The following is a 15801-nucleotide window of genomic DNA, read 5'->3' as shown; positions in this document are numbered from 1 at the left end:
TACGAACCCAAGTCTGAATAGCCCATATCGTCTACCATAATCAGAATAATGTTGGGTTTACTGGCCGTCGATTTAGCCGATGTTCGGGGCTTTTGCTGAGCAACTGACGTACTGAGCGCAAGCGTTAGCAGCGCCAGACTTACAAAAATTCCTTTCATCCGTGAATAGGTAGCGGGTTTATTAAGCCGCATCGCCTTTTTAGTCTATAATTTTTTATAATCAGGATTGGGTTCTGGCATATTGGCCTTAACCTCCGAGCGCCATTTTTTCAGCAGCTCGGCCAGCTCCTTTGTCTTTTCCGGTAGGCTTGCCGACAGATCGTTACGTTCAGAAACATCGTCGTTGAGATTATACAGTTCGAGTTTACCGGTTTCGTACAGCTCAACCAGCTTGTAGTCTCCCTGGCGAATGGCAGCCGCAGGTCGCCCTTCCTGATTGCTGAAATGCGGATAGTGCCAGAAAATCGCTCCCCGGTCGGTGGGCTGCTTGGGCTTTTTCAGAACCTGGTAAAAGCTCTTTCCATCCGGGCTGTCCGGATGCTCTTTACTGTCAAGTACTTCCAGGAACGTAGGGACAAAGTCAGTTCCTGTTATGTAATTTTTTGTTTCACTACGTTCCGGGATTTGCCCTTTCCACCAGAAGATCAGCGGAATACGTATGCCGCCTTCGTAAACGTGCCCTTTCCAGGCACGTAGCGGTTCCAGATTCGTAGGCGTAGGGCCAAGCTCGGGGAGACCTAAACCTCCGTTATCGGACGTAAAAACCAGAATGGTACTGTCAAGTAGTTTGTGCTTAGCCAGTTGCTCTACCACACGCCCGACTCCATCGTCCATGCTCTCGATCATGGCCGCGTAGTTGGGATTGTACTTGCCCTTCGAGCGCGTCGCGTACGTATTAAAATAATACTTAAGCTTGTCGGACCTGGGCACCAGCATGATATGCGGAGCGGAATAGGTGAGGTAAAGAAAGAAGGGATGGGTTTTATTTTGATCAATAAACTCAACGGCATAGTCGGTCAGCTTGTCGGTCAGGTAGTGGGTTCCCTTATCCTCAAAAACCGTTTTTCCTTTTGCGGTAATGGTATAATTGTAATAATCCAGCCCATTTTTATCGATTACCCGGTCGAATGCAAACCCCTGAGCCGCTGGTGCCGTAGAGTCCGCATTACCCAGGTGCCACTTTCCGACCATACCCGTTTGGTAGCCATGGCGCTGCAGAATTTCGGCCAGCGTTGTTTCGGAAGAAGGGAGGTATTTTGTCCATTTAGCGGGTACTATCGGCGAGTTGGTATCTTTTCGGTCACCGGCAATAAAATTGGTCAGGTGCAGCCGGGCCGGATGTTTTCCGGTTAAAATAGCGGCTCTAGATGGCGAACAAACCGGACAGGCGGAATAAGCCTGGGTAAACCGCAACCCGCCTTTCGCCAGTTTGTCAATGTTGGGTGTTCGGATATACGGGTTGCCGTAGCAACCCAGATCCGTATAGCCCAGGTCATCGGCCATAATGAAGACAATATTTGGTTTTTTCTTCGCCGTTTGCCCGAAAACCGAGTTCCCGATCAGCAGAGAAACAAGCAATAGTGCGCTGAGTTTACCCCAAGTTTGCATGACTATTCCTTCTTTTTAGTGTAAATAATATCCAGGCTGGCCCCCGTATCGCCCTGCTGCTTCATCCAGTCATCCAGTTTCTTCCGGTATTGACTGATACGTTCCTGATAGGCCGGATTGGTCGCCAGATTGTTGAGCTCCCACGGATCGGTCTGCGTATCATAGAATTCGACGGCGGGGCGTTTCTCAAACCGCTCGGTGATACGTTTGGCGGCCGGATCGCTGACAGCCTGTTTCGTCCAGGACGACCACACTGAATCAGGATCCTGTTTTTTGGCATTCATCATGAAGCGGTTGTAATACGCCTGATCCGGCGTCAGATTCAGAATGAGTTTGTAGCGGGTGTCGCGAATGCTACGTATCGGATAAGGATTGCCCTCCGGAATGTTGTTATGAATGCCATAGGCGTACTCCCGCGCTTTTGTACTTTTCCCGAACAGCACGGGTAGAAAACTTTTGCCATCTAGTCCCAGACTGGATGGTCCAGCGATGGGCTTACCGCCCGCTACGTCGATGAGTGTGGGCGTAATGTCTTCGTACTGAACAAGCGCATCAGTTTGGGTACCGGGTTTAACTGTACCAGGCCATTTGACCAGCATCGAACTCTTCTGACCGACGTCCCACAGGTTCCATTTAGCACCCGGAAACTGCGCCCCCTGCTCGCCCAGAAATATGACGATCGTGTTTTTATCCTGACCGGTTTCTTTCAGAAGTTGGGTAATGTCGCCCACCTGATTATCAAGCCGCCGGACCTCTGCCAGATACTTCATGAACTGACGCCGGGTTACTTTCGTATCGACCCAGTTTTTGGGCAGAATAAGTTTATCGGCGTTAAACTCAGTCGTGTCGCCGACTGTCCAGGGCGTATGCGGATTGATGCTCATGACAAATAGGCAATATGGCTGGCTGGTACGCGTGATGTATTCCTTTACATCGTTCAGGTCATAGTCGTCCGTCGGCGCTACGCAGTTTGGCTCGAAACCTTTCACGATCTCAAACGGGAAAACGGTTTTGGGTTTGGTGCTGTGATCTTTACCTGTGAGGCCGACGCGGTAGCCCAGGTCAGCCAGATAGTGTCCAACGCTCTTCAGGTTGTCATAAACCGGTTTGTGATTCTGAAACGACCCATGACGTACCGGATACAGGCCCGTAAACAGCGATGCCCGTGTCGGTACGCACATGGCTTCGGACGTATAAATCTGGTTGAATTTCATGCCCTCACTTGCCAACGCATCAATATGCGTGGTGCGTAAGTTCTTTCCACCGTAGCAACTTAACTGCCGACTGTCCAGGTCATCGGCCATGATGATAATGACGTTGGGTTTCTTCGCGGATTGTGACTGGGCAAATCCGGTGAAGACACTGCCATAGATCAGCAGAATCAGACTGAGCAGCGAGCTGTTTTTTGGAGAAGGGTACATCGTGTATCGGTTAAGGTTCAGCGGGCAACCCGGCCGCTTTCAGGTCGACAAAACCGCCAATATTGTACGCAGCCTTGAAATTCAGGGTCTGCAACGTATCGGCTGCTTTGCCGCTCCGGTTGCCCGAACGACAATAAAGATACACCGGCTTGCTTCTATCCAGCTTACTGATTTGTGATTTAAAATCAGCTGCCCGGAAGTCAATGTTTTTTGAATGGGCCAGATGGCCTTCTCCGTATTCTTCGGGGGTACGGACATCGACCAGATAGGCTTTCCCGGTTTTTACTTCCTGCAGAATCGCTTCCGGCGATTTGTGTGTATCGCCTAATGTACCCTGACTAGTTTGTGCATACGCGCTAAGTGTCAGAAAGATGGCCAAAAAGAGGAGCGGTAATTTTTTCATGGTTTGACTTGTCATCGATTGATGGATTCCAGTAGGGTTTGAGCAGCCCGTACATCGTAGAAATCGTTGATTGGATTAGTTGCCGGATTTTTCGTAATGATCTCCTTCGCCACGTCTGTTACCGAACTAGCGTCCTTGCCAAACGTTTGCAACGCACTGAGTGCCTGTAGGCGTACCGGGCGGCTGGCATCGGTTAGAGCATGTTTCAGTACGTTAATTGGTTCGTCTTTTTCGCCTAATTGATAGAGGGCTTCAGCTGCGGCAATCCGAACGGCGGCTTCCGGGTCACTCAGTAATTTCTGTAGCGACGCTTTTGCTGAAGCAGGTTTCAATACCGTGCAGCCCGTAGCCGCCCAATATCGGACAACCGGATCGGTATCTGCGAGTCGTCTGATAATTTCACCCGCATCCGCTGAGTTGCGCGAGGAAGCCAACGTAGCGGTTTCGATGATCCGGGTTGTATTGTATTTTCCCTGTTTGGCGTAGTCGTACAAGGGTGTCTGGCTGGCAATTTTCGACAGGATGGCTTCGGGAATAAAACCGACATCGGTACTTTGTCGAAGCCATTGCTCATTCGCTTGACGTAACCGGAGCAGTTCTTTCGCGTATCGTGGATCAGTAGCCAGATTGTGAATATTGTCCGGGTCAGCCGCTACGTCGTACAATTCCTCCGTCGGTTTGGGTTGCCAGAATCGGGACTGGATCTCATTCAGTCGACCAGCTTTGTACTCGGCTTCCCAGGATCGGATGGACGGGGCTTTCCACAAATAATCCAGATGCTGGCCGTAGATTTTATGCGGTAGGTAATTCCGGATGTACCGATATTTTTTGTCCCGTACCGACCGCGACAAATCAATGGCTTCGTCCATCCGTCCCCGAAAACCATAAGCGTATTGCCGTTCGGGTTTTTGCTGGGTACCCAGAAATGCCTGCCCCTGCATATAGTCCGGAACCTGAATGCCGACCAGACTTAAAATAGTCGGCGCAAAATCCAGGAACGTAACGAGCTGATCGGTTTGCGATCCGGCTTTCGCCTTCGCCAGATGCGCGTATTTCTTCGGCAGATGAACCACCAGCGGCACGTGCAGTCCCGATTCGTACATAAACCGTTTGCTACGTCCCAACACCCCGCCGTTGTCTGCGTAATAGAACACAATAGTATTCTCGGCCAGGCCAGCCTCGGTTAATTCGTTCAGCAGCTTGCCGAATTGCTGATCCATCGTTTCTACCTTATCGTAATACTGCGCCCAGTCGTGTTTAAACTCGGCGGTACGTGGATGATAGGGCGGAATTGGGGCTTTTTCTGGATCATGACGTAGCGAGGGCAGGGGTTGGTGTAAGCCGCTTTCGTGCGATACGAACAGATTGAACACAGCAAAGAACGGCTGGCCTGTTTTCCGCTTTTTATAGGTCGCCGAATCACTCGACTCATCCCACGCATCGAGTTGATCTGTCGTATTGTAATCTTTCTTCGAGTTATTCGTCGTGTAATAACCTGCTTCGCGTAAATACTTTGGAAAGAATTTTACAAAGGTCGGTACCCGATACGTACTGCGCATATGCTCGGTGCCCAGCGAGGGCGGATACATTCCCGTAATGAGTGTATTACGCGAAGGGGCACAAACAGGAGCCGTCGAAAACGCATTTTTATACAAAATACTCTCTTTCGCGAATTGATCAATATTGGGCGTTGTCGCGTACGGATTTCCATAGCAGCCAATCAACGACGTATTATTGTCTTCACTAACGATCCAGAGAATATTTGGGCGGTCAGCAGGACTTTGTGCCCTTGCCTGAAAAAAGACCAGCAGTAGCAGGCCGATTATGCGTTTACTTATGGTTATCATAAATCTTTGAGTGTCTGATTGGTCAATAATAACACTTACAAATCAGAGCATGTAGTCGTATGGATGGCATCCGCGTAGCAGTGGGCAAATGCTCATGGCTATTACATCCGCTTTCGGCTGCGCGGACTGCCATCCAAACCACTACGTATCATTTTTCAGTTTTCAGGTACGATTGCTGGGGTGATTCAAAATCAAACGTGACTTTGTTGATTTTGCCGTTGAAAGCGAAGGGCACTTTATACGTATCCGCAACTGGAGTCAGATCATCGAAACCAACGTTAACGCCCTCGTGCGAATAAATTGTGGCAATGCTACGTCCAAACACTGTTTCTCCTTCCTTGGACCCATTGATGTATAGGTTGATCTGACCGCTTTTTTTCTGATCGTCAAAACGAACATCAACACGTAGTTGCGCTTTACCGGCCGGAAGCGTAGCCTTCGACTGAACCGTGTATTTGGTGCCATCGCCCAGATTATACACAAATTGCAGCTTCCTGTTCTGGATAAATAAACTGAGACCTCCGGCTCGTCCACCGCGCGATAGCAAAACGCCTTCAGCTCCGTTGGGCGGAATCGTTACGTCGGCGGTGAGTGTAAAGGCTTGCTTCCCGGCAAGTGGACTGGCAATGTCGATCAGCGTTTGAATGCCCGGATACAACACCACCTGATTCAGGTTCTTATAGGCCGATGGCCCAACGGTTGGTGGCGTACCATCTTTCAGCGGATAGATGTTGTACTTAACCGCTTCACTTTCAAACAAATCACGCAGTTCTTTCAGTTTTTCGGGCTGACTAGCCGCCAGATTGTGCAATTCATTGAAATCCTCATTCAAATTATACAACTCCCATTTATCCTGATCGAATGGCTGCTTCTTAACGTGAAGCGTACCGGCTTTCCAGCCGTCCTTGTAAATCGAACGCGTTCCCAGGATTTCGTAATACTGCTGCGTGTGCCGGTCTTTTGCCTGAGCGTCGGTGAGGCTATAGGCCAGACTCGTTCCTTCGATGGGGTCCTGTTTGTACCCGTTGATACTCTGCGGAATCTGAGCATTGATCAGTTCAACAGTCGTTGGCAGAATGTCGATGACGTGGCTGTATTGTGTCCGAAACGTACCTTTTTCTTTAATGCCTTTGGGATAGAAAACAATCAGCGGATTGCGGGTGCCGCCCTCCGTATTGGCATCCTGTTTCCACTGCCGGAAGGGCGTATTGGTAGCGGCTGCCCAACCCAGTGGATAATTCGCTTTGGAAAACTCGGTACCGATCAGGTCGATTTCCTTCAGGTTTTTCTTCAAGTGCTCATCTTCCGAAATTTCCGGATCGAAGTTATTGACTGTACCTACGAAAGTCCCCTCCTTACTGGCGCCGTTGTCGCCTACCGATACGAAAATTAACGTATTGTCGAGTTGCCTAATCTGTTTGAGATGGTTCACAATTCGACCAATTTCATAATCGGTGTAACTGAGGAAACCGGCGTAAACCTCCATAAATCGAGCGTAGAGCTTCTTTTCCGGCGCCGACAATGTGTTCCATTCTTTAATGCCTGGATTGCGGGGAGGTAGGACTGTGTTTTTTGGTACAACACCTAACTTGATCTGATTGGCCAATACCTGTTCACGGTAAACATCCCAGCCCGCATCAAATTTGCCTTTGTACTTATCCGACCACTCTTTCGCTACCTGGTGGGGAGCATGCCCGGCTCCGGTCGCTACGTAGAGGAAAAACGGTTTGTCGGGTGCGGCTGATTTCTGTTCCGTTACGTACTCAATCGCCTTGGTGGCCAGGACTTCGTTGAAATGCCTGCCATTCTGCGCATCTTTCACCCGACGGGTATCTTCCCAGAATTCGGTATGCCACTGATCAGTACTGCCCCGCGACGGAAATCCATAAAAGTGATCAAATCCACGACCCGTTGGCCACCGGTTGAACGGCCCAGCCGGCGTCAGATCGGCCAGGGGCGTAATGTGCCATTTGCCTAAGGCAAACGTATTGTAGCCATTCTCTTTCAGAATTTCGGCTATTGTCGCTTTCTCAAACGGAATCTGGGCATCGTAGCCAGGCGTTCCGACGGCATTCTCCGGAAAAAGACCCATATGAGCCGAATGGTGATTCCGACCTGTCAGAAGGGCTGCACGCGTGGGAGCGCAGATGGAGGTTGTATGAAAATTGGTGTAACGAAGGCCGTTATACGCCAGGCTATCCAATGTAGGCGTCTGGATTAATCCTCCAAAAGAACTTACCGCCCCGAAGCCGATGTCATCCAGTAAAATCCAGACAACGTTTGGAGCACCCTGCGGAGCTTTTTTTCGATCGGGCCACCACTGCTGTGTTTCGGCTACGGTTTTGCCAATAGCGCCTTTGTAGGGCTGGACGGGCGTATATTGCGCTCGGGTGGCGGACGTAGTGGCAAGCAACGCCCAGGCTGCGAGCGAGAATTTATTCAAAGAAAGAGGAGTCTTTTTCATGGTAAAAACTTAATAATGCCCGTTGATTCACCCCTAAAGTCATGCGCGGCCTTAGGGGTGAAAATTGGTTGCTATGCTATTCTCAATTCAGGTTCAATTGCATTTAATCCAGGAGAGACAAGTTGAGGTTCTGCAACCGGATCGGCTATGGTCACATCTTCTTTTACCATCGGTCCACCGTATGACAACTCGCTTCCTTCTTTCTTCGATTTCAGGATAGGCCACATAAACTGAGCGTACCATTCTTCCTGCTGATACGAAGCAATACCATACGATTTGGGGTATTGGCGCGTAATGAGTCCTGTGCCGAAGATGACGTCCCACAGAAAAAACATATTCCCGAAGTTGCCTTTGTAGTGTCCTACGCCATCGTCATTGGTATCGGCATGGTGTGCATGGTGCGTAGCGGGTGTCGAGATGAATCGTTCGAGAACCCAGGCTATCGAGTGCAGCCATTTATTTTCATAAAAAGGTTTATCCCACGGAATACTCGAATGAGCCAGCGTAGTAATAATCGACTTAATACCTTTGACGAATAGGGCCGGATACCCCAGTCCTACGTATACAAGCGCCGTGGTCAGGTACGTCTGTGAAAAAAAGAGGGTGTAGATAACATTCTGCCGACTTGCCATTGCCATACCCATATACGGGGCAGAATGGTGAGTACGGTGAAACCGCCACAAAAACGGTACTTCATGGTGTAGTCGGTGATACCAGTACTGAGTCAGATCGTCAGCAACGGCAATGATCGCAAATCCCCACCAGAATGGCACCCAATCGAAGGTGGCCTTTGCATCAGGTAGTATGTAGGGTAAAAATTTTAGACCGAAATACGCCACCAGCGGTCGGATAACCAGCTTAGGAACCGTAAAGCACGTAATGTCTAACAAAATCTCGTTTCGGTTCCAGTGCTTTTTATAGAGTCCAAGCGAAAATTCAACAACGCCCAGTATAAGCACCAGCGTGGGCAGGCCCCAGGTGCCAAGGTTCTTAAAGAGTTGTTCAAAAAACGTAACCATGGTTTTATGATTTTAGCGGTTTGAGTTGGTGATTGAACGTAGCAGTCGGTGTGGTGTCGGGTTTATTTTTTCACGGCAACGGTATGAGGTTGTTTGGCTTTCTTCTCCCACGGACGCTGCCCCGTGAGGTAGAACGTAGCGAACATAAGCAACACGGGCAATGCATATAGAAAGAGGCTGAGTAGGGCGTTTCGGAAAATGCGTCTGGCAATTCTGGGTTCCATTTTCATTGGCTATCGCTAGTTTTTTAGGGTATGAAGAGAAGAGTTTGTTGATGAAGTTTTGTAGAGCATTTTTTGCGTGAGCCGAAGCCCAAAAAAGAGAATCAGGAAAGGCACCAGGGCAACGATAATGCCGATCAGAATTTTCTTTGCCAGCAGGATAATGTCGGAGAAGATCATGACGTAGTAAGTTGTTGGTTAATAGCCTGGGTTCTGTGTAATTAGGGCATTGTTGTCGATTTCCGATTGTGGAATCGGGTATAAACGATGTTTATCGGCGGCATTGGTTTTGCCAACTTTATGCAGGTTCGTTACGAAGGTGCTTTTACCTGAAGCGTCTTTCTGGCGAATCAGATCGAACCAGCGCTGGTATTCAAACACAACCTCCAGTCGCCGATCCAGGTAGACAGCCTCCCGGAACTGATCTTTGGTTAATCTTGGAGTTATATCGGGAAGGCCTGCCCGGTTGCGTACCCGGTTCAGTGATTTATACGCTTTGGCAGTAGGACCATTGGCTTCGTTTTCCGCTTCGGCATGAATCAACAGAAGTTCCGCGTAACGCAGAATGGGTACGTTAGCCGCCGACTCACTTGTAACAGACGTGGAATTCGGGTCCCACCATTTGTGAAAAAAGGGTGTGGAGTCGTTCGGAACGGTGGAGTTCGTAATAGGAAGCGCGTATCGCCGACCATTGGTTGGACTGACAAAATACCTGACAAACGTTACGTCCCGGCGCTTGTCGTTTGGGGAGTATAGTTTGTAAATGCTGTAAAATTTGTCATTCCCATTGGTATAATACCGAACCATATGGGCGTAGTTGCCAGAAAGACCCGGAATGGACGAAAGAATGGTCCGTGGGTTTTCGTTGTTGCCCTGTCCCAACGCATTCGACTTAAACTGCGCTGAGAAAATGTGTTCTACACCATTCTTGGTAGCGGGCAGAAACACATCTGCATAATTCGCGAACAGATTATATCCATACGTACCCGTGCCGCCATCGGCTGCCGAGAGCGCTTCTTCGGCTTTTTTCACCGCATCCTGGTAGTGCGTAGTAAGATTGAGTGGGAGCGAGGCCTTGGTCAGATACACCTTAGCCAACAAAGCCCTGGCCGCTCCGGCCGTTGCCCGGCCTGCGTCGGGTGAGCTATACGAAGCGGGTAAAACACCGGCGGCTTCGGTCAGGTCTTTTTCAATCTGCGCATATATCTGTGCCGAAGGCGTGCGGGCGATGGCATAATCTGACGCATTTACAAACTTCTGATATTCGGTAATCAGCGGAACGTCACCGTATAAACGTACCAGGTTGAAGTAATACAAAGCCCGCAGGAATTTGGCTTCTCCCAGCAAACGGGCCTTCAACGTAGCGTCGAACTCAATGGCAGGAACCTTCTCCAGCACTACGTTTGCTTTTTTAATGGCCGCATAATGTTGTTGCCAGAGTTCATACACACGCAGGTTGGTGGATGAATGCGCCAGAACGGCCAACGAACGAACGTCGGGGTTCGTTGCCCCTGGACCCGGATCTTCATCGTCGCCCGCCATGTTCATACCCGTATTGAACAACGTATTGTAAGGCGTTTGTACGGAGCTTCCGCCCGAGTTAAGCATAAAATAAACGGCGTTGACTGCATTGATGGCGTCGGCCTGTGTTTTATAATACTGATCTTCTGAGATGAACGCTTCGGGATTTTCTTTTAGGAAATCGCTGCAAGCGGTAAGGGACAGTGCGGCAAAGCCCAATACCAGGTATTTCTGTAATTTCATGATTCGTTACGTTTTGTAGCCGGATTAAAGTGATAGAGAAAGACCCACCTGATAGGACTTGTTATTTGGGTAGACTCCGGAATCAACGCCTTTATTGATGAGCGATTGGCCATTTAAGCTAACCTCCGGGTCGTAACCGGTGTAGTTTGTCCAGGTAGCCGCATTCTGAGCCGATACGTATATCCGTAGATTGGAAATTTTAGCCCGGCTTAGTAGTGCTTTAGGCAGGTTGTAGCCGAACGAAACGTTTTTCAGCCGGTAATACGTAGCATCTTCGATAAAGCGGTCCGAAATGGTAATCGCCGGGTCCTGATATGCCGCTTTTACATCAGTATTGGTATTGGCTGGTGTCCAGCGATTCAGCAGGTCTTTCGAAGCATTGGTGTAGCCTGTACCGAGTTCCAGGTTTGCCCGGTTGGCATTATAGAGTTTTCCACCGATGGAGCCCTGAACGAAGATCGACAGGTCGAACCCTTTATAATTAAACGTATTGGTCAGCCCGGCCGTAAAACCGGGTTGGTTCGCAATGACGACCCGGTCGCCAGCCTGCGTAATGACCCCATCGCCGTTGATATCCCTGTATTTCTGACCACCCGGTTTGTTATTAGCCTGTGGAGTAAGGGCAGCATCGCCGGATTGAATGATTCCATCGGTCTGATAAACAATGAACGAGCCCAGCGGATAGCCAACTTTGGCAATAGAGGGGGCAGAGATTACGGGAATGATTTGATCAACGCCGTCACCCAGACTCAGAATTTTATTTTTATTGGTAGAATAGACCAGAATGGTATTCCACTTCAGCGCACCTGTCAGGTTACGGGAATTAACGGATAACTCAAATCCCTGATTCGAAACGGCACCTATATTCTGGTAAATTGTAGATGCTTGGCCATTATAAAAATCCGACAAACCAGACGTTCCTGGAACGGTGCGGCTTAACAGCAGATCGGTGGTTTTTTTGTAATAATAGTCGGCCGTAACCTGAATCCGGTTGTTTAGCAAGCCCAGGTCAATACCCGCATCGACCTGAAAAGTTTTCTCCCAGCCCAGATCGGGGTTTGGCACTGTAGTAGGCGCAAAGCCCGAAACCGTAGTATTGGAAAAATTGTACCGGAAATAACCCAGCTGCGAAAGCGACTGGTAAGGTGGGATGCTCTGATTACCTGTCAGGCCGGCGCTTACGCGTAGTTTCAATACGCTCACACTGGGTACCTGGGCGAAAAATGGCTCGTTACTTACGTTCCAGCCCAACGCTGCCGACGGAAAATAACCCCATTTGTTGCCTCCCCCGAAGCGCGAGGAGCCATCAGCCCGTAACGTGAAGGTTACTAAATACTTATCGTCATATCCGTAATTGATCCGGCCCAGATAAGAAGCTAACGACCAGCTGTTGGCAAACGAACCAGGGGTTCGGTTGGTGATGCCGGTACCCAAGTTATTGTACGAGAAGGCATCCGTTGCAAAACCGGCGGCTTCGGCTACCGATCCTTTCGAATCAGATTTCTGAGCTGTGAACCCAACGACCGCGTTGATCTTATGCTTTTCCTGAATAGTCCTGTCGTACGTCAGCGTGTTTTCATTGAGCCAGTTTGTCGTAAAGGCAGAACCGATGATGGCATTTCCGTTCAGGCTTTGTCCTTCGGCCGTACTGCTGGGCAAATACCGATTCTGTTTGTTATCAACAATATCCGATCCGACCAGCACTTTTGCTTTCAGCCCATCTAGGAGAGTATATTCAACCGCTACATTACCCAGAATACGGTTGGTAATGGTTTCGTTAAGCTGATTATACAGGGAGTTAATCGGGTTCTGAAGGCTTGACTCAAACGGGCTGTTTACAACAAATGCGCCATCATCTTTATAAATTGGAAGCGACGGGGGCGTCAGGAGTAAGTTTCCGATAATAGCCGCTGGTGCTACGTTCGCTTTGGTATTGCTGGCGGTTAAGTTGGCCGAGATCCTGAATTTCGAATTGTACTCATGCGCTACGTTGATCCGGGCCGAAAGCCTCCGAAAATCAGTGTTTTGCAGAATCCCATCCTGCTTGAAGTAATTGCCCGAAATGGCGAGCTGCGTCCGCTCTGACCCGGAAAGAATTGATACGTTATGGTTCTGGATAGGAGCTTGTCGGAAAGCAGCTGCCTGCCAGTCGGTTCCCACGCCGGACGTATCGAGCGAATAACCCAAAGCCGTGGGTAACGTAGTGGTCTTCCCCGAGTTAGCAGCAGCGTCTTTGCGCAACTGCCACCATTCGCGGGCATTCAACAGCGGAATCGTCCGGATGACGCTCTGGACTCCGTAATACCCATCGTAGTTAACCGACGATTTGTTTTTGGTACCGTTCTTGGTAGTGATAATAACTACACCATTGGCGCCCCGTGAGCCATAAATAGCGGTTGCGGAGGCATCTTTTAGTACGTCGATGGTTTCAATATCAGACGTATTGATGGACGACAGCGGGTTTATCTTCGAGCCATTGGTAACGCCAGCATCCGTCAGAGAATAATCGTTGTTTATCGGGAATCCATCAATCACGTACAGCGGGTCGCTGCCAGCCGTAATCGAATTATTTCCACGGATCTGCACACTGACACCGCCCCCAGGTTGGCCAGAGGTTTGCGTGACAATCGCCCCTGCTATAGATCCCTGCAGGAGCCGCTCGACTGAAGCCACCGGCTGGGTACGGATTTCGATGGGTACTGAGGCAATCGAGCCCGTAATATCACTTCGCTTCTGGGTTCCGTAACCAACCACAACCACTTCACTGAGTTGGCTGGTGTTTTCCTTTAATTCAATCGAGATGGTGTTCGTCGTTGCTTGTATTTCCAGGGGAGTGTAACCGACGTAATTGACCAGTAGCGTGTATGGGAGTATCTGGCCGGTTCTCAGTAAAAATTTACCGTCTACGTCGGTAGCGGCTCCGTTGGTGGTCCCTTTAATCTGAACCGTAGCACCGATGAGCGGTTCTTTTGTTTTTTCATCGACAATCTTGCCCGAGAGCGTCGAGTTAATGACGGGGGCTGTTTTCTGGGCAAAAACGAGTCCTGGTAGGATAAGAATCCAGATCCATAGTAAAAAGATAAATCTTTTTTTCATTGTTTTGTACTGGTTAAACTAAAAAATAGGGTTGCACCACAGTCGCGCAAACGACTGCTGCTAATTCAGTTGCCACTGAGCCTTGTTTTTTGACCGGCCAGTCCTGCTGCTACAGGACTGGCATTTTTTTTACTGAAATCCGGTAATTCCGCTGCTACAGACGTACCGTTTGTTACTGCTATTCTCTCAAACCAATCCGCTGCTACAGATTCTTCTGACAGTATTTACTCCAATTAACGTGCTGATATGACACAGCGGAATCCTAAATTATTACTGGCACTACTTGTTTCCCCTTTACCGCGGCTTCCAGCCTGATAACGAACGCAATACTGATCGCTACAAAGAAAAGAGCCTCCCCGTTGAACATGCTTTACGGCGCCTGGCTCATCTGGATCGTAGCTATCGACAGGACCTTTTGGGTTACTGGCCGGACTTTTTACGTAATAATCGGGTCGGTAAAAATCACTGCACCATTCCCACACATTTCCTTCCATGTCGTACAAACCGTAGGCATTAGCCGGGTAGGTCCGCACCGGCGCTGTTGTCTGGAAACCATCTTCAGCCGTATTGGCGTTCGGAAAATTCCCCTGAAAAATATTGGCTACCCATTTGCCTTTGGGCTTCAGATCAGTACCCCAGTAATACTTCGTGTTCGGGCGGCCAGCACGGGCAGCAAACTCCCATTCGGCTTCGGTTGGTAAGCGTTTGCCAGCCCAGCGGGCGTAGGCAACGGCATCGTCGTAGCAAACCTGAACAACCGGCTCGTTGCCTTTACCCACAAGGCTACTTTTAGGACCTAACGGATGCCGCCAATTCGTTCCAGCAACGTATTGCCACCATTGCAAAGGATTCTGGAGTGATACGGCACGGGTTGTTGGGGTGAAAACAGCTGAGCCAGGAACGAGTTTGTCAGCAGGAACACCCGGATAATCGGCCGGATTTAGCGGACGCTCAGCGATCGTTACGTAACCGGTAGCTTTTACAAATTTTTCAAACTCGGTATTGGTCACTTCGTGGGTATCCATCCAGAAAGGAGCGACTTTAACTGAATGAACTGGGCGGGCATCCGCAAATTCGTTACTTCCCATCTGAAAATTTCCGCCCTGAACGAGTACCATCCCGGCAGTCCCTTGATCGGTAGCTGGTTCGGCCAGACTGCCCGAGCGAACCATGGCTGTCCGAGAGGGAATTTTGCACAAAGGACCTTCACAGCGTGCTATAGGCTCCGGACGAATGGATGTCGGCGCGTAATCGACAACGGTGCTTTTTCGGAAGAACACCGAAACAACAAAGATGGCACACGCAGATAAAACTGTTTTCATGGTTTTAAGAGCAACCTACTACGCTATAGAACGGATAATAAAATAAGCTTGTACAGATATCTTTTTGAGTTAATCAGATCAGGGAAATTAAGCGCTGATAGGATAATTTAAGTATTATATCTATCGGATATGTAGACATTAGTAAATGCAAAGCAAATGGATAACTATTATTGGATAACTCTTCTGTTTTAAAGGGGGCTTATGTCAACAACAGCAATCAGCTATGAATGCCAAAACACTCATTTCGTTATAAATCAACTGTGTTGAACGTAGGGACTTCATAACGCGCAAATGGTACAGACAGGGTCAACGGAAAAGCTTTGTTCTCTGATCGTTTCCTGATGAAGATGCACAAAGGTAGAAACGCATTTTCTAGAAAAGCAAATATTTTTTATCAATTAAAATGATTAATAAAATAAAATACTGAAAAATGAGTAAAAAGCGGCCTGAAACAGTAGTAGTCTATAGATTCGACATAGTTTTGACTTGACTATTTTTATACTGAATAGGATTATTTTATTTGTTTGGTAGAACAAATATTTTACAAACTGAAACAGATTATCGTTGATGCTATACCTGATCTATAAGGTGCCGTCAATACATCGAAATAGCCTTTGTCTAGCGCTAACAGAGCAAA

11 protein-coding genes are annotated in these 15801 nt (G+C 48.8%); all 11 read right to left on the bottom strand.

The window, feature by feature from the left end:
* Positions 1 to 203: 203 nt before the first annotated feature.
* Positions 204 to 1607: a sulfatase gene (locus ACOJS8_RS01915; RefSeq protein ID WP_420146837.1), complete on the bottom strand. Its 1404-nt coding sequence runs from the start codon at positions 1605 to 1607 to the stop codon at positions 204 to 206.
* A 2-nt stretch (positions 1608 to 1609) separates the two neighbouring features.
* Positions 1610 to 3028: a sulfatase gene (locus ACOJS8_RS01910; RefSeq protein ID WP_420146836.1), complete on the bottom strand. Its 1419-nt coding sequence runs from the start codon at positions 3026 to 3028 to the stop codon at positions 1610 to 1612.
* 10 nt (positions 3029 to 3038) lie between these two features.
* The gene (locus tag ACOJS8_RS01905; protein ID WP_420146835.1) at positions 3039 to 3431 is read right to left on the bottom strand and encodes a rhodanese-like domain-containing protein; all 393 of its coding nucleotides are present in this window, start codon (positions 3429 to 3431) and stop codon (positions 3039 to 3041) included.
* An 11-nt stretch (positions 3432 to 3442) separates the two neighbouring features.
* Complete coding sequence (locus ACOJS8_RS01900; RefSeq protein WP_420146834.1) at positions 3443 to 5278, bottom strand: sulfatase-like hydrolase/transferase; 1836 nt, start codon at positions 5276 to 5278, stop codon at positions 3443 to 3445.
* 148 nt (positions 5279 to 5426) lie between these two features.
* Positions 5427 to 7742, bottom strand: coding sequence for a sulfatase-like hydrolase/transferase (locus tag ACOJS8_RS01895; protein WP_420146833.1), 2316 nt, complete (start codon positions 7740 to 7742; stop codon positions 5427 to 5429).
* Between the two features lie 71 nt (positions 7743 to 7813).
* On the bottom strand, positions 7814 to 8761 hold the full coding sequence (locus tag ACOJS8_RS01890; protein WP_420146832.1) for a sterol desaturase family protein: 948 nt from the start codon (positions 8759 to 8761) through the stop codon (positions 7814 to 7816).
* 62 nt (positions 8762 to 8823) lie between these two features.
* A complete protein-coding gene (locus ACOJS8_RS01885; RefSeq protein WP_420146831.1) occupies positions 8824 to 8985 on the bottom strand; it encodes a hypothetical protein in 162 nt (53 codons plus the stop codon).
* Between the two features lie 15 nt (positions 8986 to 9000).
* Positions 9001 to 9162 (bottom strand): hypothetical protein, encoded by a 162-nt coding sequence (locus tag ACOJS8_RS01880; protein WP_420146830.1) that lies wholly within the window; start codon positions 9160 to 9162, stop codon positions 9001 to 9003.
* Between the two features lie 18 nt (positions 9163 to 9180).
* Positions 9181 to 10746 (bottom strand): RagB/SusD family nutrient uptake outer membrane protein, encoded by a 1566-nt coding sequence (locus ACOJS8_RS01875; RefSeq protein ID WP_420146829.1) that lies wholly within the window; start codon positions 10744 to 10746, stop codon positions 9181 to 9183.
* A gap of 24 nt (positions 10747 to 10770) precedes the next feature.
* The gene (locus tag ACOJS8_RS01870) at positions 10771 to 13842 is read right to left on the bottom strand and encodes a SusC/RagA family TonB-linked outer membrane protein (protein ID WP_420146828.1); all 3072 of its coding nucleotides are present in this window, start codon (positions 13840 to 13842) and stop codon (positions 10771 to 10773) included.
* A gap of 233 nt (positions 13843 to 14075) precedes the next feature.
* Complete coding sequence (locus tag ACOJS8_RS01865) at positions 14076 to 15164, bottom strand: formylglycine-generating enzyme family protein (protein WP_420146827.1); 1089 nt, start codon at positions 15162 to 15164, stop codon at positions 14076 to 14078.
* Positions 15165 to 15801 lie beyond the last annotated feature (637 nt).

Origin of the sequence: Spirosoma sp. (assembly GCF_048594605.1) — a bacterium.
Lineage (GTDB): Bacteria > Bacteroidota > Bacteroidia > Cytophagales > Spirosomataceae > Spirosoma.
This window is presented reverse-complemented; position numbering and strand designations above follow the sequence as displayed.

Excerpts from the sequence above, each read along its gene's own strand:
- ACOJS8_RS01915 (WP_420146837.1), bottom strand. The coding sequence starts at position 1,607 with ATGCAAACTTGGGGTAAACTCAGCGCACTATTGCTTGTTTCTCTGCTG.
- ACOJS8_RS01910 (WP_420146836.1), bottom strand. The coding sequence starts at position 3,028 with ATGTACCCTTCTCCAAAAAACAGCTCGCTGCTCAGTCTGATTCTGCTG.
- ACOJS8_RS01905 (WP_420146835.1), bottom strand. The coding sequence starts at position 3,431 with ATGAAAAAATTACCGCTCCTCTTTTTGGCCATCTTTCTGACACTTAGC.
- ACOJS8_RS01900 (WP_420146834.1), bottom strand. The coding sequence starts at position 5,278 with ATGATAACCATAAGTAAACGCATAATCGGCCTGCTACTGCTGGTCTTT.
- ACOJS8_RS01895 (WP_420146833.1), bottom strand. The coding sequence starts at position 7,742 with ATGAAAAAGACTCCTCTTTCTTTGAATAAATTCTCGCTCGCAGCCTGG.
- ACOJS8_RS01890 (WP_420146832.1), bottom strand. The coding sequence starts at position 8,761 with ATGGTTACGTTTTTTGAACAACTCTTTAAGAACCTTGGCACCTGGGGC.
- ACOJS8_RS01885 (WP_420146831.1), bottom strand. The coding sequence starts at position 8,985 with ATGGAACCCAGAATTGCCAGACGCATTTTCCGAAACGCCCTACTCAGC.
- ACOJS8_RS01880 (WP_420146830.1), bottom strand. The coding sequence starts at position 9,162 with ATGATCTTCTCCGACATTATCCTGCTGGCAAAGAAAATTCTGATCGGC.
- ACOJS8_RS01875 (WP_420146829.1), bottom strand. The coding sequence starts at position 10,746 with ATGAAATTACAGAAATACCTGGTATTGGGCTTTGCCGCACTGTCCCTT.
- ACOJS8_RS01870 (WP_420146828.1), bottom strand. The coding sequence starts at position 13,842 with ATGAAAAAAAGATTTATCTTTTTACTATGGATCTGGATTCTTATCCTA.
- ACOJS8_RS01865 (WP_420146827.1), bottom strand. The coding sequence starts at position 15,164 with ATGAAAACAGTTTTATCTGCGTGTGCCATCTTTGTTGTTTCGGTGTTC.